This is a genomic window from Psychrobacter sp. NPDC078409 (genome assembly GCF_050268505.1).
Taxonomy (GTDB): domain Bacteria; phylum Pseudomonadota; class Gammaproteobacteria; order Pseudomonadales; family Moraxellaceae; genus Psychrobacter.
The window spans coordinates 491,848-512,258 of record NZ_JBNNGW010000003.1; the positions used below are offsets into that span (position 1 = coordinate 491,848).

18 protein-coding genes and 2 tRNA genes are annotated in these 20,411 nt (G+C 41.4%); 5 read left to right on the forward strand and 15 right to left on the reverse strand.

Annotated features, from left to right (window positions below; translation table 11 throughout):
* Positions 1-377: 377 nt before the first annotated feature.
* The 13 genes from rpsO to tpiA all read right to left on the reverse strand — a co-directional run bounded on the left by rpsO (position 378) and on the right by tpiA (position 11,395).
* Positions 378-644, reverse strand: a complete 267-nt coding sequence (gene rpsO, locus ACQKC9_RS08050) for a 30S ribosomal protein S15 (RefSeq protein WP_045443035.1) — start codon at positions 642-644, stop codon at positions 378-380.
* Between the two features lie 377 nt (positions 645-1,021).
* Positions 1,022-1,198 carry a hypothetical protein gene (locus tag ACQKC9_RS08055; RefSeq protein WP_427621309.1) on the reverse strand — a complete coding sequence of 59 codons (177 nt, stop codon included), beginning with the start codon at positions 1,196-1,198 and terminating at the stop codon, positions 1,022-1,024.
* A gap of 113 nt (positions 1,199-1,311) precedes the next feature.
* Positions 1,312-1,473: a hypothetical protein gene (locus tag ACQKC9_RS08060; protein WP_185156577.1), complete on the reverse strand. Its 162-nt coding sequence runs from the start codon at positions 1,471-1,473 to the stop codon at positions 1,312-1,314.
* Between the two features lie 97 nt (positions 1,474-1,570).
* The gene (locus ACQKC9_RS08065) at positions 1,571-2,095 is read right to left on the reverse strand and encodes a type 1 glutamine amidotransferase domain-containing protein (protein WP_427621310.1); all 525 of its coding nucleotides are present in this window, start codon (positions 2,093-2,095) and stop codon (positions 1,571-1,573) included.
* Positions 2,096-2,495: 400 nt separating this feature from the next.
* A complete protein-coding gene (gene truB, locus ACQKC9_RS08070; protein ID WP_427621311.1) occupies positions 2,496-3,587 on the reverse strand; it encodes a tRNA pseudouridine(55) synthase TruB in 1,092 nt (363 codons plus the stop codon).
* A 9-nt stretch (positions 3,588-3,596) separates the two neighbouring features.
* Complete coding sequence (locus tag ACQKC9_RS08075) at positions 3,597-3,986, reverse strand: ribosome-binding factor A (protein WP_102078739.1); 390 nt, start codon at positions 3,984-3,986, stop codon at positions 3,597-3,599.
* Between the two features lie 201 nt (positions 3,987-4,187).
* On the reverse strand, positions 4,188-6,914 hold the full coding sequence (infB, locus tag ACQKC9_RS08080) for a translation initiation factor IF-2 (protein WP_057757754.1): 2,727 nt from the start codon (positions 6,912-6,914) through the stop codon (positions 4,188-4,190).
* A 147-nt stretch (positions 6,915-7,061) separates the two neighbouring features.
* Entirely contained in the window at positions 7,062-8,546 is a 1,485-nt protein-coding gene (gene nusA, locus ACQKC9_RS08085; RefSeq protein ID WP_057757751.1) for a transcription termination factor NusA, read from the reverse strand.
* A 135-nt stretch (positions 8,547-8,681) separates the two neighbouring features.
* Entirely contained in the window at positions 8,682-9,182 is a 501-nt protein-coding gene (gene rimP, locus ACQKC9_RS08090; protein WP_057757748.1) for a ribosome maturation factor RimP, read from the reverse strand.
* Positions 9,183-9,634: 452 nt separating this feature from the next.
* Positions 9,635-9,711 (reverse strand) — tRNA-Met (locus tag ACQKC9_RS08095).
* A gap of 123 nt (positions 9,712-9,834) precedes the next feature.
* Positions 9,835-9,918, reverse strand: a tRNA-Leu gene (locus tag ACQKC9_RS08100).
* Positions 9,919-10,059: 141 nt separating this feature from the next.
* Positions 10,060-10,368 (reverse strand): preprotein translocase subunit SecG, encoded by a 309-nt coding sequence (gene secG / locus ACQKC9_RS08105; RefSeq protein WP_021814138.1) that lies wholly within the window; start codon positions 10,366-10,368, stop codon positions 10,060-10,062.
* 214 nt (positions 10,369-10,582) lie between these two features.
* Positions 10,583-11,395 carry a triose-phosphate isomerase gene (gene tpiA / locus ACQKC9_RS08110; protein ID WP_427621312.1) on the reverse strand — a complete coding sequence of 271 codons (813 nt, stop codon included), beginning with the start codon at positions 11,393-11,395 and terminating at the stop codon, positions 10,583-10,585.
* Between the two features lie 384 nt (positions 11,396-11,779).
* Between tpiA and pilB the strand changes: the two genes are divergently transcribed.
* The 4 genes from pilB (at position 11,780) to coaE (ending at position 16,652) form a co-directional block, all read left to right on the forward strand.
* Positions 11,780-13,489, forward strand: a complete 1,710-nt coding sequence (gene pilB / locus ACQKC9_RS08115; RefSeq protein WP_427621314.1) for a type IV-A pilus assembly ATPase PilB — start codon at positions 11,780-11,782, stop codon at positions 13,487-13,489.
* Between the two features lie 219 nt (positions 13,490-13,708).
* Positions 13,709-14,932 (forward strand): type II secretion system F family protein, encoded by a 1,224-nt coding sequence (locus ACQKC9_RS08120; protein ID WP_427621315.1) that lies wholly within the window; start codon positions 13,709-13,711, stop codon positions 14,930-14,932.
* A gap of 7 nt (positions 14,933-14,939) precedes the next feature.
* Complete coding sequence (locus ACQKC9_RS08125) at positions 14,940-15,839, forward strand: prepilin peptidase (RefSeq protein WP_427621426.1); 900 nt, start codon at positions 14,940-14,942, stop codon at positions 15,837-15,839.
* Between the two features lie 126 nt (positions 15,840-15,965).
* On the forward strand, positions 15,966-16,652 hold the full coding sequence (gene coaE, locus ACQKC9_RS08130) for a dephospho-CoA kinase (RefSeq protein WP_427621316.1): 687 nt from the start codon (positions 15,966-15,968) through the stop codon (positions 16,650-16,652).
* Here coaE and rlmB read toward each other — a convergent pair.
* Together rlmB and ACQKC9_RS08140 are read right to left on the reverse strand one after the other, a co-directional pair.
* Positions 16,615-17,385 carry a 23S rRNA (guanosine(2251)-2'-O)-methyltransferase RlmB gene (gene rlmB / locus ACQKC9_RS08135; RefSeq protein ID WP_102078746.1) on the reverse strand — a complete coding sequence of 257 codons (771 nt, stop codon included), beginning with the start codon at positions 17,383-17,385 and terminating at the stop codon, positions 16,615-16,617. The genes coaE and rlmB overlap by 38 nt on opposite strands.
* A 223-nt stretch (positions 17,386-17,608) precedes the next feature.
* Entirely contained in the window at positions 17,609-17,944 is a 336-nt protein-coding gene (locus ACQKC9_RS08140) for a pyrimidine/purine nucleoside phosphorylase (protein WP_057757729.1), read from the reverse strand.
* Positions 17,945-18,708: 764 nt separating this feature from the next.
* Between ACQKC9_RS08140 and recN the strand changes: the two genes are divergently transcribed.
* Positions 18,709-20,388 carry a DNA repair protein RecN gene (recN, locus tag ACQKC9_RS08145; protein WP_427621318.1) on the forward strand — a complete coding sequence of 560 codons (1,680 nt, stop codon included), beginning with the start codon at positions 18,709-18,711 and terminating at the stop codon, positions 20,386-20,388.
* Positions 20,389-20,411 lie beyond the last annotated feature (23 nt).

A 20,411-nucleotide genomic window follows, 5' to 3' on the forward strand; every position in this document is an offset into this window, starting at 1 on the left:
TTACCAAGCCAAATAATAAGTATCTTATCAATAATCGCCATATCTGTAGCAGATGCGCTATCAAACTCACAAGGCATTATTTTACAGTGATTTATAGCCATTGACCAATTAATTGCACAGTAGCGCAATTATCGTCAGAAAATACCGTACTTGAGACTTGGTTAGTACAGTTTATACCAGTATCCCTCTTAACTATTCTATAGAAGGAGCTATAGCTATCACTATTTGAGCACGGTATCTAAAACGAATAAGCATAAAAAAACGGCGTGAAACTATTCCACACCGTTTTTAGAAAAATCTATTTTATCGATAACAACAAACAATTTCCAAGCGATTTAGCAAAAAATTCAGCATCCACTCGTACTATTGTCGTTAGATTAACGACGTAGACCTAACTGGCTGATTAGAGTAGTGTAACGACCAAGGTCTTTACCTTTTAAGTAATCAAGCAGTTTACGACGCGTGTTAACCATACGGATAAGACCGCGACGGCTATGATGGTCAGCTTTGTGTGCTTTAAAGTGGTTCTGCAAATCATTGATACGAGCACTCAACAAAGCTACTTGAACTTCTGGAGAACCAGTGTCATTTTCGCCACGTTGGTATTGAGCGATGATTTGTTCACGATCGGTATTAGTTAGCATAAATATCTCCGGCAATGCTAAAAACTTTAAATACAGGCTACAATTTGAGTCAGTATTAAAGCAATAGAATAATAAATAAAATAACCTGTACGCCATTCAGGACAACCCTGCATTACTAGAGTTGACCTAGTGTACGACAAGCTCAGTTAACAACCATTTAGCATGTTTTGAATCGTACATTGCATTTAGCTATAGCACTACTTAATCAAAGTAATGAGCTAGTGACAGTACTTCAATCAAAACCTAATTTAAATGTGGGGGTAATTATAACAAAAAACTGCTGAACTAGCAGCAGTTTTTCATAATACTTGTAAAGCTACCTTTGGTCACTGGTAACTAGTATTTAATAGATAACTATCTATTAAGAGACTACTAGGCTACTTATTAGCGTCAGACTTTTTCGCATTGCCGCCTAGTTCATCATCTTCAAGAGGCGCGGCAGTAGTCACTTCTGCTAGGCTGTCTGGGGCAGTATGCTCACTCGGATTGATTTCTTCTGCAAGCTTTTCAATCTCTTTTTCTTGCTCGTCCATATTGTTCGGTGAATTACTCATATTAGCTCCTAAATTATTGTTCTGTGGACTAACTGTCGTTGCACTCATCGATCATAAGACGTGCAAACTATAAATATATCAATGCCACCTATTACAGGTGGCATATTAAAAACTTACTTGTCTTCTTTTGCGTTTTCCAAATTAGCTGCGATACGTTCTGCTGCTGCTTCACTGTTTTCACTATGATTGTCTTCAGTTTGACTTTTAAGTGCTGCTTCTGCTGAATCAGAACGTTGTTGCTCAAGCTTAGTATCATTTGGGTTAGAGTTTGACATAGTATGTTCCTTAGTTATGGTTATAAATGTTAGTTATAAAAATTTGAAATTTAATAGTACTTAGGTAATTGAACTTGTTTAGTTAGAAGTCAAAATTCTAAGATAATGCTTTATCTAAAGCATCAACAAAATTAGGTATATCGTCTGGGTTACGCGAGGTAATAAGATTACCATCTACTTGTACTGTCTTGTCTACGTAGTTTGCTCCAGCATTTTCTAAATCTAGTTGCAATGTAGGATAAGCGGTAAGGGTTTTGCCTTTAGCAATACCTGTATTGATGAGAACCCAAGGAGCATGGCAAATAACAGCTAATGGCTTTCCCTCTTCATGAATAGCATTGATGATTTGATGAGCCTTTTCATTACCACGAATAGTATCTGCGTTGACAGTACCGCCTGGTAACACCAATGCATCATAGTCAGAGACGTTAGCATCTTCTGCAAAGATATCGGCAGTAAAAGTATCACTCTTATCTACGTCTTGCTGCATGGCTTGCACTTCTTTTTTATCATTTGTTGTTATGAGAAGTGTCTTATAGCCTTTATCTTTCAGCTGATTATTGACGTCTTCGTACTCTGCTTGTTCGAAATGGTTATGTAGTAAAAAAGCGATCGTTTTCATAACTTTCCTTCTTCTTATCTATTAGTTTTTGTGAGCCAGTATATTTTTATGAGCTAATTTTATTATTATTCAGTAGTGTATTTTCCTTTGAACTATTTTATTTCTATTCAAATGCGTCCTTTCTGTATTACTTTTTTCTTCTAATTGATTACTTTTAATTAGCTATTATTTTAATTATTTGCTTTATAGCAATTTTTTATTCTTATAATACTTATCCGTTTTATTTTTTAGCTCAGCTTTCCTTATCTGATGAATATAGAGTACAAAAAAAACAGGTTTCACCATAGGCGAAACCTGCAATAAAATGTGACGGTATGTGATTAGTGTAAACTATTAGTAAATCAGGCCAATGTTAGGTGGTAGTTTCTCTATTTAAGTAACATTGATGAAAACGTCACTATTAGCGCTGAATCAATTTCTTAGGTTGTAGACGTCCGTTTAAGCTCACAGACCCCAGACCAAGAAACTCTCCCTGCTCATTAAGTAAACGTATATCAATAGGTATTTCATGCTCTAGGAACTGAGGCGCATCAAGACCAGTATCAGCTTTACTGTGAGTACTAGCATCATCATCAATACCGACAGAACTATCATTAGACAGCTGGTTAGAAACCATATTAGCAACATAATCTTTGAGCTTACCTGTCAGCTCATCAAATACGTTTAGGCGCTGCCCCATATGTACGCGAGCGCATTGCTCCTCTGTCAGCGTCAGTTCAGCATTGATATCAATACAAGCGTCAATGGGCAGTAGCCAAGACTGACGCTCCTCTAAACCATGCTCTTCTAACGATGATAAAGCGATCGCATCATCAATGCTAAAGCTCCCTACTTGTGTACGACGTAATACCGTCAAATGTCCTAACGTACCTAGCTGCTTTGCAATATCTTCCGCTAATACACGTACGTAAGTACCTTTCGTACAAGTAACCGTGAGATTAATCTGGGTATCATCTATCATCTGTAGATTGATTGCTTTAATCGTGATATCTCTGGGCGGTCTATCAACCTCAATACCAGCGCGAGCATATTCATACAGTTTTTTACCATCTTTTTTTAGCGCTGAATACATCGGTGGTATCTGCTGCTGAGCACCCAAAAACTGCTGGGCAATAGTCGCCAATGATGCTTCATCAAATTCTGGGATAGAAGCCTGCGTTACGATTTGGCCATCAGCATCACCAGTATCGGTTTGACTACCTAGCAAAATAGTCGCTTGGTAAGATTTATCAGCATCCAGTTGATAATGGCTAAACTTGGTGGCTTCACCCAAGCAAATAGGCAACAGGCCAGTTGCCATCGGATCAAGCGTTCCTGTATGTCCTGCCTTTTTACTATCGTGTATCGTTGATTTAAATAAATACTTCACTTTTGACACAACTTGCTGCGAGGTCATACCTTTGGGTTTATCCACCAATATGACACCTGAAACTTTCACTTTTTCAGGTGTCATATTGGCTTTTTTATCAACTTGCTTAGACGCTATAGACATAATAATAATTTACTCGTCATTCTCGTTTTGCTCAGTTTTAGTCACGGCCTTACTAATCAAGTCCATCATATAGTTACCACGAGCCGTTACTTCATCATAATGAAAACGTAAGCGCGGCGTAGTACGTGTTTTTAAGCTATGGCTTAGTTCCGTACGCAAAAACCCTGCTGCTTTATTCAATACTTTGATGCTCTCTTCATGATTAGTTTTGTTCATAGCATCATTGAGCTCAGGCTCCATGATAGTGACATAGACGTCCGCATAGCCTAAATCTGGGCTAACTTTGACACTAGAGATTGTGACAAAACCTGTTAGACGAGGGTCATTGACTTCATCACGAATAAGAACAGCAAGCTCACGCTGAATCTGATCCGATAATCTTTGTAAACGTTGGTTCATGTTATTACCTTACTTTAATGGGCTTATTTTATTACTGTATAAGTCTGCTGATTAATAAATGTTGCACTGATATGTGCTAAAAAAGGCCTAGCAGGATGTACCTGTTAGGCCTAAGTACAGCTGAATATTAGCAAAGTATATAAACAGCTCAGCGGATTACGCATATTGCATTAAGACATACTCTGCTATTGAACAGCAGCTTTAGATAGTACGTGCGAACTCTTGGATTTCAAAGACTTCGATCTTATCGCCAGCTTCAACATCATAGCCACGAACGGCCAGACCACATTCCATACCAGTACGTACTTCATTAACGTCTTCTTTATAGCGACGTAATGATTGCAGTTGACCAGTAAAGATAACTTGATCATCACGCAATACGCGGATAGGTTTGTTGCGATAGATTGTACCTTCAACCACCATACAACCAGCAGCAGCACCAAACTTACTAGAACGGAATACTTCACGAACGTCTGCAACACCAAGGATTTTCTCACGATGTTCAGGAGCAAGCATACCGCTCATTGCTGATTTCACATCATCGATCAAACCATAGATTACGCTATAGTAGCGAATATCCATGTTAGCAGTGTCTGCTTTGCGACGTGCGGTAGCATCTGCACGAACGTTAAAGCCTAACAGTACCGCTTCACTAGATTCTGCAAGGGTTACGTCAGACTCAGAGATAGGACCAACGCCTGAACTGATCACTCTGACTTTTACTTCGTCAGTAGACAATTCGTTTAGGGCAGCTAGTAGTGCTTCAAGTGAACCACGTACGTCTGTTTTTAGTACGATATTCAAGAATGACACATCGCCTTGACCCATCTGATCAAACATGCTTTCTAAACGCATGGCATTCTGACGCTCAAGTTGACGCTCACGCTCACGGTTGGTTCTAAAGTCCGCAACTTCACGAGCTTTTTTCTCGTCCGTCACAACTAGGAACTCGCTACCAGCAGCAGGTGTCTCAGGCAGACCTAAAATCTCTACAGGGATAGAAGGACCAGCTGATTTGATACGTTGGCCATGCTCGTCTGTTAATGCACGAACTTTACCATAGTGCTCACCAGCTAGAACCAAGTCGCCTTGTTTCAATGTACCTTTTTTAACTAGGACACTAACGACAGGACCACGACCTTTTTCAAGTCTTGATTCAATAACCACACCCTGAGCAGCACCGTCTAGTGGCGCTTCTAGTTCCATTAGCTCAGCTTGTAAGCTAATGAATTCTAGTAAGTCTTCAATACCTTCGCCTGTTTTAGCTGAGATACGAGCCATTGGTGTATCACCACCCCATTCTTCTGAAACAACTTCTTTCGTCGTTAATTCATTAAGAACACGGTCAGGATCAGCGCCTGGCTTATCCATTTTGTTGATAGCAACAATAATCGGCGTACCAGCTGCACGTGCATGATCAATGGCTTCTGCTGTTTGTGGCATCATGCCATCGTCAGCTGCAACCACCAATACAACGATATCAGTCGCTTGAGCACCACGTGAACGCATTGCGCTAAACGCTGCGTGACCTGGAGTATCAAGGAAAGTAATAACACCGCGATCAGTTTTTACATGGTAAGCACCGATATGCTGTGTAATGCCGCCCGCTTCACCATTCGCAACTTTCGTTTCACGAATTTTATCCAGTAGTGAGGTCTTACCATGATCGACGTGACCCATAATAGTCACTACTGGTGGACGAGTCTGGATGTTACTACTACGCTCATCAACTGCGTACTGTAAGTCATCTTCGACTTTAGTATCACTAACTGGTACTGGGTTGTGGCCCATTTCTTCAACAAGCAGGCTTGCGGTTGCTTGATCAATCGTATCTGACTCACGAGCCATTTCACCCATTTTCATAAGTAATTTGGTTACTTCACGAGCTTTAACCGCCATACGCTGTGCAAGATCGGCAACTGAAATTTGCTCGCTAATCTCAACATCATAGACGATTTTTTCAACAGGTTTTTCAAACTTATGCTGTGACGCCTGAGTTGAACGCAAACCGTTTTTGCGGTTTTTGATTTCGCGCTCATCTTGGTTCTTACGACGACGACCACGAGTACCAGTACTGTTCGAACCACGTTTAATTTCGCGACGCTCTTTTTCGAAAGACTCTTCTAGTGCATCACCGACCAAACCTTCAGCCAATGGCTCATCTTTACGTACTTCAGTAACAGGTTCACGATCTGTATATTTACCAGCCATTTTACGCATTTGCTCAAGTGTACGCTTTTGCGCTTCTTCAGCTTGTGTGCGGCGGGTTTCTAATTCGATTTCACGCAGACGCGCTTCTTCTTTCTCACGAGTCTCGCGAGCTTTACGCTCAGCAGCGGTTTCAACTTTAGGCTTAGTTGCAGCAACTTTCTTTTTCGGCTGCTCTTTAGGCTTAACTTCAGCCGTCGCTTTGCCGCCTTTTTTGACGACAACTGATGTAGAAATATCATCATTCTTGTCGTCTGATTTTTTGCTAGAGCCTAAGCTTGCACGCATTGCTGCTAGCGTTGCTGCTTGACGCTCTTCCGCTTTCTTCTTAGTAGCGGCGCGTTCTTCAGCTTCTTTGGCTGCACGTTCTTGAGACTCAATTAGAGCCTGCTCACGAGCGGCTAGCTCTTCAGCCATTTTTTCCGGATCAGGCTTTTCAAATACTTTCTTTTTACGCACTTCTACGTTGACGCTCTTAGATTTACCAGAAGAGCCGGTCACACGTGCAGTACTGGTCGTCTTAGATTTAAGACTAATACGACGCTTTTCTTGTTGACCATGACTTTGCTTTAAATACGTCACCAGCTTTTCTTGCTCAAGCTCGGTGACTAGGTCATCCTCTGCGCGAGCAGGCAGGCCAGCATCTACTAATTGCTGCTTTACAGCATCTGTAGTTTTGCCTACCATTTCTGCCAGTTCTTTGACGGTCTTATCTGCCATTTATTATCACCTACTGTCTATTATTTGCTATATGTTCAATTCAGTTGTTGGCTACAAATGATTGGGTTAAGGCTGATACTTATAAATAATATCAGCGCTTTATTCTCAATAGCATATCACCAAAAGACAGCGATATGCAGTTACCGCTTATTCATCGAACCAAGATTCCCGAGCTTTCATGATGAGTTTTCCTGCAGTTTCAGAGTCTAATCCTTCGATATCTTCTAGATCGAAGACGGCTTGTTCTGCCAAGTCATCAACAGTAATGATGTCTTTTTGCGCCATTTTATAAGCCCAACTGACTGTCATACCTTCAAGCTCTTGAAGCTCTTGACTTGGCTCTTTCATGTTCTGTTGTTTGACCAGTTCATCAGCGATGACGACTTCTTTAGCACGCTCTTGAATCATATCAATCGCTTCATCGTCTAGACCTTCGATATCATAGAAAGTCTCAACTGGTACATAGGCAACTTCTTCGATACTGGTAAAACCAATATCAACCAACGCCTGTGCTAAATCTTTATCTACTTCTAGGCGCTCATAGAATAATTCAATAAACGCTTTTGATTCGTTTTGTTGACGTTGCTGATACTCTTCTTCGAGCATCATATTAAGCTTATAGCCCGTCAATTCAGACGCTAGACGTACGTTTTGACCTTGTGAGCCAATAGCACGTGCCAACTGATCATTTGTGCTAAAGATAATGTCTGCTGTTTGAGTATCTTCATCTAAAATGATACTGCTTACGTCAGCAGGCTCTAGAGAGCTGATGATGAACTGGGCAGGATCATCTGACCATACCACCACGTCAATACGCTCACCGTCTAACTCTTGCTGTACTGCTTGGATACGTGTACCACGCATACCAATACAGGCACCAACTGGATCAATACGATGATCGTTAGTCTTCACGGCTATTTTAGCACGAGTACCTGGCAGACGAGCGACGTTACGAATTTCGATAATTTGTTCTGCGATCTCAGGCACTTCTTTTTGCATCAATGCTGATAACATTTCAGGATGTGTGCGAGATAACAGTAACTGTGCACCGCGGTTTTCACGGTTCACATGGTACAAGATAGCGTTGATACGCGACTTTGCACGGAGTTGTTCACGTGGCAACATTTGATCACGTGACAAATAACCTTCAGCATTGTCACCCAAATCGATGATATAGCCATCACGAGTCTGTTTTTTGACTTCGCCATACATCATCTCACCAACACGCGGCTCGAAAGCGTCTGCAACTAGTGCACGCTCAGCTTCACGAATCTTTTGAATGATGACCTGTTTGGCTTGAGTAGCAGCAATACGACCAAATTCGATTGATTCAATTTGCTCTTCTTTAATATCACCAATTGACCATTCTTCCTGATCAAGATCGGTGATAGCAAGCTGACAAGCTGGCATTTCATGGTCTTCATCTGCAACCACTGTCCAGTAACGATAAGTATCGTAATCGCCAGTTGCACGGTCGATTGCTACCCGTACAGCCACTTCTGGCTGCTCGGTATATACTTTTTTCTTAGTCGATACCACCAAAGCGTCTTCAATTGCTTCAAAGATATCTTCAGGATTTAAGCCCTTTTCATTACTGACAGTTTCTACTACCGTTAAGATTTCACGACTCATGCTATACCTGTCCTATCATTTTTTAATTGACTTAAATTTTATAATTTGGGTGCTGCTATTATATAGTTGCTATAAGCCACATAAGCTATTGGAAGATAAAACTGTCTATTTATAAACAGTTACCCTAGTAAAAATCTAGGCATCTTCATAAATCAAATTGGCTTTATCAATATTACTTAATGCAATCTCAAACTGCTCGCCATCACTTGACGTCAGTTTTAAAGAGTTTTCATCAATACTATCTAAAGTACCTGTGGCTTTACGACGTTTTTGATCGCCTGTACCGATGGCTTGAATCAGACGCAAGCTCACAGTTTGACCAACATACGCATGCATTTGCTCATCTGAGAAAAACGCACGATCAAAACCAGGTGAAGATACTTCTAAGATGTACTCACCAGCGATAGGATCATGAACTTCCAAGATACCGCTTACTTGGTGATTTACTGCCGCGCAATCTTCAATCGTTACTTGCTTATCTTGGGCTTGCTCTTCTGGCAATGCCTCAATATAGATACGTAGTAAAGAGCGACGACCTTGTGGCGCAAACTCGATACCCCACAGTGACACATCACAAGCGGCCACGGCAGGGGCAATAATATTAGTCAGTTCTGCAACTTTAGTCGAAAGCTTCATAATCTCTTTGTATTTTCCTATTCACTTATCTATCGTACTTAGTAAACCGTATTAAAGATTGACTCTTATCTATATATAACAATCTTATGATGATAAGAATCACGGTCAGTATATAATTTTAAATCACAAATATATGATACATATTGTGCATTTATATAGGGACGAGCGTAAAAAACATCAAGCTCGGCCAAACAATGCTTTTATTATTTATAAAGCACTACTATCGATAAAAGTATGAGGAATAAAAGATAGTGTTGCTTAAGAAGCATCGTGCCGGTAGCGGCCGATGATGACCAGTGACGAGTAATATCGTACTCTATAGACTTAGAGCTTAGCATAAGTAGGATAGATACCGCGATAACACTGACCTTCAGATACAAAAAAACCCACAAACATAATGGTGGGCTAATCGGTACTGACAAATTTAGTGTACAAAACATCAGTATAAAAAGTGGTAGCGGGGGCTGGATTTGAACCAACGACCTTCGGGTTATGAGCCCGACGAGCTACCAGACTGCTCCACCCCGCATCAATCTAGAACGCATATTATAGGGAGGTTTCGTAGAAGTGTCAATACTTTTTTTAAATTAATTATAAAATAAGTATTACCTGCTAAAAATCCAACCTAACGCTATGCTGCGTCTGTAAAACTTGGTGCGATTGGGGGGACTTGAACCCCCACAGCTTTCGCCACCACCCCCTCAAGATGGCGTGTCTACCATTCCACCACAATCGCATTGTACTGCTCTGTCTCTATCATCCAATCTATAATCAATGATGCTTAAGGTAGGCATCTATAGAACAGGAGTTGCGAAAACAGGAAAGCATTGTAAATCTAACCTACCAAAATAGCAAGCGCTGCCTACTTAAAAGAGGCTTACTCAGGATTTTGAGTCAATGGACGCGGCGTTTGCGGTGCTGAAACTGGCGCATCTAGACGAAACTGATCTTCTGCTTGCTTACGAGCATGAACAGCAAGTGTCATACTAGTAATAAAAAATATGACCGTTAGTACTGCCGTGGCACGCGTCAAGAAGTTAGCAGTTCCTGCTGCGCCAAACACGGTACCTGATGAACCGGCACCAAAAGAAGCTCCAGCATCTGCCCCTTTACCATGCTGTATCAGAATCAGGCCGATCATGGCAATGGCCACAATAATATGCAGGGCTAATATAAACGTAAACATGGTGGCCTCTTTTGCCGCGTAATGACGACTGATAACGGAAAATAAAACGTAAGGTTAATAGAATGACAATCGGCATGATCAAATGCCAAATCGACTATATAAATAAGGCGCATTGTACACGATTGCAAGGGCAGTGTTAAACCTACTTTTACTAACTGATAAAAGCATACTGTCTATAAGCTATGATCTTGATATCTGAGCGTTATTTATTCATTTAAGCATTGGCTTGGTTAAAGGCATCGGCAATCGCTAGAAAGCTCTCTGCTTTTAATGAAGCACCGCCTACTAATGCGCCATCAATCATAGCGTCAGAAGCAAAGCTATTGGCATTATCAGCATTAACACTACCGCCATACAGCACGGTAATCGTATCTGTTATATCAGCAAAGCTTGCAACCGTTTGTTTGATGTACTGATGAGTCTTACTCACTTCTGCCACAGTAGGCACTTTACCTGTACCAATGGCCCATACAGGTTCGTAAGCGACGAGCAGCTGTTCAGATAACGATGATGCTAAATCTGGCTGCTGAGTCAGTAAGTCTTTAATAACCGAGAGTTGCTCATTGATAACGTTGAGTGTTTGACTATTGTCATACTGCTCTTGTGTTTCGCCGATGCAAAACACCACGCCTAAGTTCTGGGAAAACGCATGAGACAATTTGCTTATCAGGCATTCATGAGACTCTTTATAATATTGGCGACGCTCAGAATGGCCAAGTAGCGTCCAAGTAGCACCTGCATCTGCTAACTGTTGTGCTGAGCAGTCACCAGTATAAGCTCCTGTACTTGAACTATAAGTACTAATGTCCTGTGCGGCACAGAGTATTGAGCTATCTGCTAGACGCGTACTCACTGTATTTAAATGAACACAACTGGGTGCTACCATTAATTTACAGCGGTTTTTTGACACCTGCGAGTTGGCTTGTTCTTCAGTATTAACTTTAGTCAATAAGTCGTCCAATAGTGCATTGACAGCACTGTTAGTCGCAGGATTCTGTTTCCAATTGCCAATTACCCAAGCTTGCATACTTATTTACCTTGTCTCATGTATTCATGCCAATTCGGCTAATATGCGCGTCAGTATAACAAATAATTCGTAAGTGCTATAGTAGCGTGCCACCATGAGCAGAATCACTTCTGCAAACTTATCTACAGACAATGCATCAATCGACCATTATTTTTACGAGCTAGTCGTCTAATGGTATATATAAATTTTTCAAACTAAAGTAAAGTTCTATACTACAGAGTTTATAAAATCAAATATTGTTGCTGGTTCTATATATAGATATACAGGTAGATAAGATAAACAAAGCAAGACAGTTATAGCGAGTTATCAACTAGCAACAACAAGTATGTAGCGTGTAATACCAAGCAGTTCTACAGAATATTTTGTATCAAAGGAGAGGTTATAATGTCTATCGCAACCAGTAAGTACGGTGGTCTAGCGCAGCAACTGATTAGCGACGGTGTCGTTAGCGAAGCGAACATGAAGACGGCACAGATTGAGTCGCAGCAGCAGCAAATAGGACTGGTACCTTATCTGGTAGACAATAAATTGGCCGATGCTTATCTACTTGCCCAAATGCTATCCCAAGCTTTCGGCGACCCTCTATTCGATCTTGATGCATTAAACATTGATGTTATTCCAAAAGACTTGGTGGATGAAAAAATCGTTCGCAAGTTTAATGCTTTACCACTCTTTAAACGAGGACAACGTCTGTTTGTCGCGCTGAGTGATCCAACACGCGTTGACGCCATTGATGCGATTGCCTTTAACTCTCGGCTATCGATAGAAACCATTGTTGTCGAAGAAAATAAGCTCAAAAAGCGTATTGAAAGTGCATACGCAGATACGATGCAAAGCTTTGATAGTTTTTCTAACAGTGATTTAAATGTCGATTTCGATGATGGACAGGAAAAAGAAAACGAGACCAAGCTTGATGACGGTATCGACGAAGCACCTGTTGTAAAGTTCGTCAATAAAATGCTAGTCGATGCCATTCGTATGGGTGCTTCTGATTTACATTTCGAGCCATACGAAAAATCTTTTAGAGTACGATTTCGTGTCGATGGCGTCATGCAAAAAATGGCCAGCCCACCGGTTCAACTTGCGAATAAAATTGCAGCACGCTTGAAAGTCATGTCGCAAATGGATATCTCAGAACGTCGGGTACCGCAAGATGGGCGTATTAAACTAAAAATTTCTAAGAATAAAGCCATTGATTTCCGGGTAAACTCATTACCGACGTTATTCGGTGAAAAGCTTGTTTTGCGTATCCTTGATCCATCATCAGCTATGCTAGGTATTGATGCATTGGGGTATGAACCAGATCAGCAGGAAATGTTTTTAGAGGCATTACACAAACCACAAGGCATGTTGCTTATCACTGGTCCTACTGGTTCTGGTAAGACAGTATCACTTTACACTGGTATCAACATCTTGAATACTGGCGCAACCAATATCTCAACGGCTGAAGATCCAGTCGAAATTAACCTTGAAGGGATTAACCAAGTCAATGTTAATGCCAAAGTTGGTCTAACATTTGCCAATGCGCTAAAGTCTTTTTTACGTCAAGATCCTGATATTGTCATGGTCGGTGAGATTCGTGACCTTGAGACTGCTGAGATTGCGATTAAAGCGGCGCAAACAGGTCATATGGTTCTTTCTACTTTGCATACTAACTCGGCACCTGAAACATTAACGCGCCTACGCAATATGGGCGTCGCCTCCTTTAACATTGCCACATCAGTCAACCTAGTCATTGCTCAACGTTTGGCACGACGTCTCTGCAAGAACTGCAAAAAACCTATTAACATCCCGCGTCAGAGCTTATTAGAGATTGGTTTTACTGATACTGATCTAGATAACATTGACAATGTCATTTATGAACCAGTCGGCTGTAATGAATGTCGTGAAGGTTATAAAGGCCGTGTAGGTATCTATGAAGTGATGAAAGTGAGTCCTGATATTTCACGCATTATCATGGAAGATGGTAACGCAATAGATATCAAAGACGCTGCCATTAAAAATGGTTTTCGCGATTTGCGTCGTTCTGGAATTTTAAAGGTGTTGCAAGGTGTCACGAGTATTCAAGAAATGATGCGGGTAACTTCTGAATAATAAGTGAAATCATAGAATGTATCTACTATTTCTTGGCGTTTAACTTTTAGTTATTAAGTAATCTATAAACTAGCAACATCGTCTATCGTACATCTTTAAAAATAAAACAGATGGACACTGGTTTTTTACGCTAAAATAAAGTATGCCTGACTAGTATCTCAAGTCTGGTATTCTATTGTAAACTTACAATATATATTGGACAATTTTGAGGGTAGTACTATGGCAAAAGCTAAGACCGATATGTTGTTAGATTTCGTTTACGACGGTGTAAACCGACGTGGACAGAAGGTAAAGGGCGAAACCACCAGTCGTAACTTAGAGCTAGCGAAAGCAACCCTACGTAAACAAGGTATCACGGTTAAAGGGATTAAGAAAAAGCCAAAACCACTTTATACTTTCAAAAAAGCCATTAAAGCCATTGATATTGCTATTTTTGCTCGGCAACTAGCAACAATGATGAAAGCGGGCGTACCTTTAACCCAGTCTTTTGAAATTGTCGCCGACTCCCTCGATAATCCTAGTATGAAAGACTTAGTATTGAAAATAAAAGCAGATATTGAAGCAGGTGGCACCTTTGCTTCTTCATTGCGCAAACATCCTCGTTACTTTGATGATTTATTCTGCTCACTCGTCGAATCTGGTGAACAATCAGGTGCACTTGAAACGATGCTCGAACGAGTCGCTACTTACAAAGAAAAGAGTGAACTTCTAAAAGCAAAAATCAAAAAGGCGATGAAGTACCCTATTGCTGTTATCGTAGTTGCTATCATTGTTACTATGATTCTATTGATAAAAGTAGTACCAGTATTCTCTGATTTATTTGAATCATTTGGCGCAGAGCTACCAGCGTTTACGCAAATGGTTGTTGGTATGTCCGAATGGATGCAGGCATGGTGGTTTATACTTATCATTGCTATCGGCAGTGCAATCATCGGTTTTTCAGAAGCTAAAAAACGTTCAAAAAAATTCCGTGACTTTTTGGACCGTGCTACGCTAAAAGCTCCAATATTCGGCAATATCGCCTATCAAGCGATTATTGCACGCTTTTCTCGTACACTATCTACAACTTTTGCCGCGGGTGTTCCACTTATCGATGCCCTAGACTCTACTGCTGGTGCGACCAATAATGTCGTATTTTATAATGCCACTCAGCAAATTAAGAATGACGTATCTACTGGCCAGCAATTACAGTTTTCCATACGCTCGACCAACCTATTCCCGAGCCTAGTTATTCAAATGGTTGGTATTGGCGAAGAGTCTGGTAGCTTAGAAGAAATGCTAGACAAAGTAGCTGTTTACTATGAAAATGAAGTTGATAATGCGGTTGATGGATTGACCAGCTTAATGGAACCGTTAATTATGGCAGTGTTAGGTGTATTAGTTGGTGGCCTAGTCATCGCAATGTACTTGCCAATCTTCCAAATGGGCGCAGTAGTAGGATAATGATTTGATGCAATTTATACAGTTACTACAAGAGAACATTACCCTAGCTTTATTCTTATTCGGCCTATTAGGTCTTTGTGTTGGCAGTTTTCTAAATGTCGTGATTCATCGCATACCATTGATGATGGTGTATGGTTGGAGACAAGAGTGTAGCCAGTTTATGTCTGAACAGGCAGATATGCCACGCGAGCATACGCTACCCATAGCAAATATTGTCGCTACTGACCAACCGATTACTTTAAGTCGCCCAGCTTCACGCTGCCCTCATTGCGCACATAAAATTAAGTGGTATGAAAACATCCCTTTGATAAGTTGGCTATTACTACGCGGACGCTGCTCAAATTGCAAAGCCGCTATCGGTCTACGTTATCCTCTCGTTGAGCTAGTCACTGCCCTCTTATCCGTATTAGTAATATATAAGTTTGGGGTAAATGCTACAGGTTTGTCCGCATTGATTTTAGTATGGACACTGGTTGCTCTAACAGGTATCGACTTTGATACACAGCTACTACCTGATCGTCTAACCTTTCCATTGGCAGGCTTAGGGTTGGCGGTGAATTCACAAAGCTGGTTCGTTTCACCAACACAGTCGATATGGGGATTACTACTTGGGTTTTTATCACTATGGATAGTAGTCAAGGTGTTTTACTTAATCACTAAAAAACATGGAATGGGTCAAGGGGATTTTAAACTACTGGCAGTATTAGGTGCTTGGCTTGGGCCTATGATGTTACCTTTGATTATTCTACTATCGTCTTTACTCGGCTCTATCGTCGGGTTGATCTTGATGAAACAACAAGGTGAAAGCCGACCTTTTGCTTTCGGGCCTTATATCGCTATCGCAGGTATTGTTGCTTTATTATACGGCTCAGATATCGTCAGCTGGTATCTCGGTATGTATGTCTAATAACTAATAGCGCACCCTAGATTATTGTAGTAAATTTTCGGCAGTGACTCATAAATAAAGCCTTAAAAGGCCGATTGTGAGTTTGTAACTGCATTCATTGTTCTATCTGTCAGATAAGCCATTATTATGTCAAAAAACACATCGCACTCTTATTCACACCAACCACAAACCACACAACCAAAAAATAAGAAGCTTGTGGTTGGTTTGACGGGTGGTATCGGTAGTGGCAAATCTGCCGCTAGTGCTTGGTTTGCTGAGCAAGGCATCGATATTATTGATGCAGACGTGATCGCCCATGAGATTGTCACTAAAGGCAGCGCCACTCTGCAGAAAATCCAGAAGAAATTTGGTGATTGGATATTGACGGATGATGGTGTTATGGATAGGGCTGCTGTACGTACACACGTATTTGCAAATCCTGAAGCGCTGATTGAGCTTGAGGCTATCACGCACCCAGCGATACGTGAGACAGCAAAAGCACAGCTAGATGCTAGTACTTCACCGTATATAATCTTGTCTGCGCCCCTACTTATAGAGGCGGCAGAAGCAGGACTGGCCAATTTATGTCAACGTATTTTAGTCATGGATGCGACCGAAGACACGCAGCTTGCGCGTGCCAGTCAGCGTGATGATCAAAGCATACAAAAGATTAAGGCTATTATGACCAATCAGCTTAGTCGTGAAGAGCGTAATCGTCATGCAGACAATGTCATACTCAATGAGAGCGACCTTGCCTCTCTATATCTACAGTTAGAACCCTTGCACCAAGAGTATCTTACGCTTGCCCAGCAGCTAAAGTTCGCTGGCGATTAACCTCATACAACGCCATGCCAGTAGCAACACTCACGTTTAGGCTCTGTAGATTACCATGCTCGTTTCCTGACATTGGAATATAAACCAACTCATCACAGCTTTCCATTGTCAGGCGACGCATACCCTCTCCTTCTGAACCCATAATAATAGCAGTCTTGCCAGTTAGGTCAGCGGCATGTATTGGCTTAGCCTCTTCACTAAGTGCCGTACCAAATACGAAAACGCCTGCATTTTTGATTTGCGACAACGTGCGTGCCAAGTTGGTCACGCTGACGATCGGCATCATCTCTGCTGCGCCAACTGATACCTTAGCGACTGTTGGCGTTAGGCTCGCTGCATGGTGTTTTGGACAAACCACTGCATCCACACCCATAGCCACTGCGGTGCGTAGGCAAGCGCCAAAGTTATGTGCATCTGTGATTTGATCTAGTACCAATAACAAGCACTGTTCACGACCAATAATAGTATCAAGCAAACCTTCATCAGCAAAACCTAACGGACGAGCATTGAGTACCACACCTTGATGCTGCGGACTGCCACATAACTGCGTCAGCTTGTCTTTTTGGGTTGGTTGGATGCTAATGCCGTTTGCTTCAGCTTCGGCCATGATAGCTTGTACATGACTGTCACTCTCACGCCCTTGCTGCACAAACAAACTAAGACCATCAAGAGGACGATGTTCAAGTAACGCATCAATGGCATGAATGCCGTAAAAATAAATGGGTTTTGCCATAATAGGCCTACTAAATATAAAGTGGATATCGCACTAGGCGATGGGATAAAAGAAGATAACGTAGATTTTACGTGTCATGACCCATTGATGTTGAGAGAACAGTAAACCAAACGTCAAAAAAAAGAAATAAACAATACCAATCCGATATTGTTTATTTTCTCGAAACACTAATGTGTGATAGAACAGACACTAGAATGAAAGCTCAAGCGCCCTATTAATAATATCAGCCTTCTAGATGACAGACATATTGAACAATTTCTTCAGTACGTAGGTTAAAACCGCTATTGCCTTCAACGACAAATGATTGACCGGCACGGTAGTAGCTGAATTCATCATCACCATTGATCTTCACTTCACACTCACCACTGGTGATTTCGATACGCTCAGAGGTGTTGGTGCTAAAGTGATAATGCTCAACCAAGTTGTCACAAGGTAAGATCACGCCTAGCGTTTTATGGCGACCATCCTCAAACATAATGGTATGGCTTGAGCAGCGACCATCATAAGATACTGTCGCTTGGGCATTAACTGTTACGTTAGTAAATTGCGCCGCTGTCATAGTGGCTTCCTTATCAAATAATTATGGCAAAACTAAAAAATAAGCAACAGGTTAAAGTACTGACAGAGTTGCACTGGGCTTCAAATACGCGACCAGTAAGCAAACACGCCTGCTTTGATACTTTATCCCTCTATAGTAGATATCTGCGCGCTAAAGGTAGCCACAGGTTCTATGAAAACGCTTTTGAATAATGATCGAGTGGCATGTTTTTTACCACTATACGCCTACAATTTTACAAAATTATGACTCGTTATTAGGTTGCATAGCGCATCAAACTCATAAGAAGAGTTTATCATTATGTGAGATTATGCTACCACATTATATCTATAAAGTTTGTTAAAGCGACTAGGAAAATTCTATTTGGTGGCAAGTATCTACCCGTTCGTTTAATATTCATTTGGTATTTTTCTAGGCGGATGCTAGACCATTATTTTAGGTATATCTTTATCATTATCAGTCAAAATACTTCTTTGCATACTATGCTTATCTTTGAATATCCAATGACCCTAATGATTAATATTATAGATATTATGTTGATGATTTATTGTCAGTTTTTAATAGTTTTATGGTAATCTCCCAATAATAAATTCTGTTATGCCTCGTCTTAAAGTTTGTATTTACGCACATTTAACACCATACTATTTGCCTACAATATTTATCTAATTAGCAAGTTTAAATAGATATTTTCACTTCCTCATTCACCCTATTTATAGATGGCTTCCTAAGATTTATATGATGTCCATTGTCTGTCCTGAGAGGCGTTGATGCTAGTATCGTTAACTTTACATCAGTTTGCGTTGATTGCTCAGCATGAGCTGAGCGTGGCTGAAGGTTTTAATGTCATCACTGGTGAAACAGGTGCTGGCAAGTCGTTATTGCTAGATGCACTATCACTGTGTGTCGGTGAGCGAGCAGACAGTGCAATGGTCAGGCATGGCGCCGCGCATGCAGATATCTACGCTCAATTCGATGTAGAAAATAATAGCGTCGTCGCTGAGTGGTTTACCAAAAATGATCGACCGCTAGAAGAGCCTGAATTACTTATTCGTCGACAATTAAGCAATACTGGCCGCTCAAAAGCATGGCTAAATGGTTCACCGGTTAGCTTAGCGGAGCTAAAGAGTTTAGGCACTTTACTGGTTAATATACATAGCCAACATGCTCAGCAAGCATTGCTCAAGCCACAATTTGTGGTGCAATGGCTTGATGAGATGGCACAGATAACACCGTTAGCCATTCAAACTACCAGTAGCTATCAAGCCTATCAGCAGCTAAAACGTCGAGCGGATGACATCGCGAGCCGCGAAGCCCAGCGTCAAGATCGTATTCAGTTGTTGCAGAGCCAATTAGCAGATATTGCGCCATTATTGGCTGTGGACTACGCAGAAGTTGAATCTGAACATGAAGAGCTTTCCAATATTGAAGCCTTAATGCAAGAGGCTAGTCATGGCTTGCATTTGCTCGACAATGATACCGATGAGCCAGATGTGATGACCTTGCTTGGGCAAGCGATCAAACTCTGTGACAACCAAGTAGGCGTCAGTCAAACGTTTGAACAAGCTTCTGAACAGCTCCACCTAGCTCAACAGCAAATCACTGAGGTAACTGCCCTGCTATCAGATTATGCCGAACAGCAGCTACCTGACCCTGAACGCCTGCAAACACTAGACAATTTAATCAGCTTGGGACATCGTTTGTCACGTAAGCACAGCTTGCCAGCGAGTGATTTAATTGATGAAGCAAAGGGTTGGGAGGCGCAATTAGAGCAGCTAGAGAACGAGCCAAGCAGTGATGCAATTGCGGTGCAAATTGAGCAGGCTTGGCAAGACTATCTCGCTCTGGCGACACAGTTAAATAAAGAGCGCACAAAAGCTGCCCCGATAATTAGTAAGCAACTTATTAAACAACTACAACCGCTTGCGCTACCTAATGCTCGCTGTGAATTTGTTTTTACCAAAAAAACCGAACCTAGTCAGTATAATGCACAAGGTTGTTTTGATATTGATTTATTATTCAGTGCCAATGTTGGTATGCCAATGCAGCCCCTACACAAAATTGCCTCAGGTGGTGAACTGTCACGTATGGCACTCGTGATGCAAGTCTTACAAGCGACCAATGCTGATAACAACGCCGCCAAGCCTATGCTAGTATTTGATGAGGTCGATGTCGGTATCAGTGGCGGTACTGCGCAAGTGGTTGGCGAACTGCTACGCTCACTTGGCCAAACACAGCAATTGTTAGCTATTACGCACCAAGCGCAAGTCGCAGCGCAAGCGCATCAACATATCTTGGTACAAAAGCACCATCAAGAACAGACCGAAAGCGAACTACTCATACTGACCAACAGTGCACAAGTAGACGAGCTGGCGCGTATGTCTGGTGGTGTTATTATCACTGATGTCACGCGCGATCATGCTCGCAGCTTATTATCCGATGTTAAATAACACTTGTCTGACCTATCTAACGT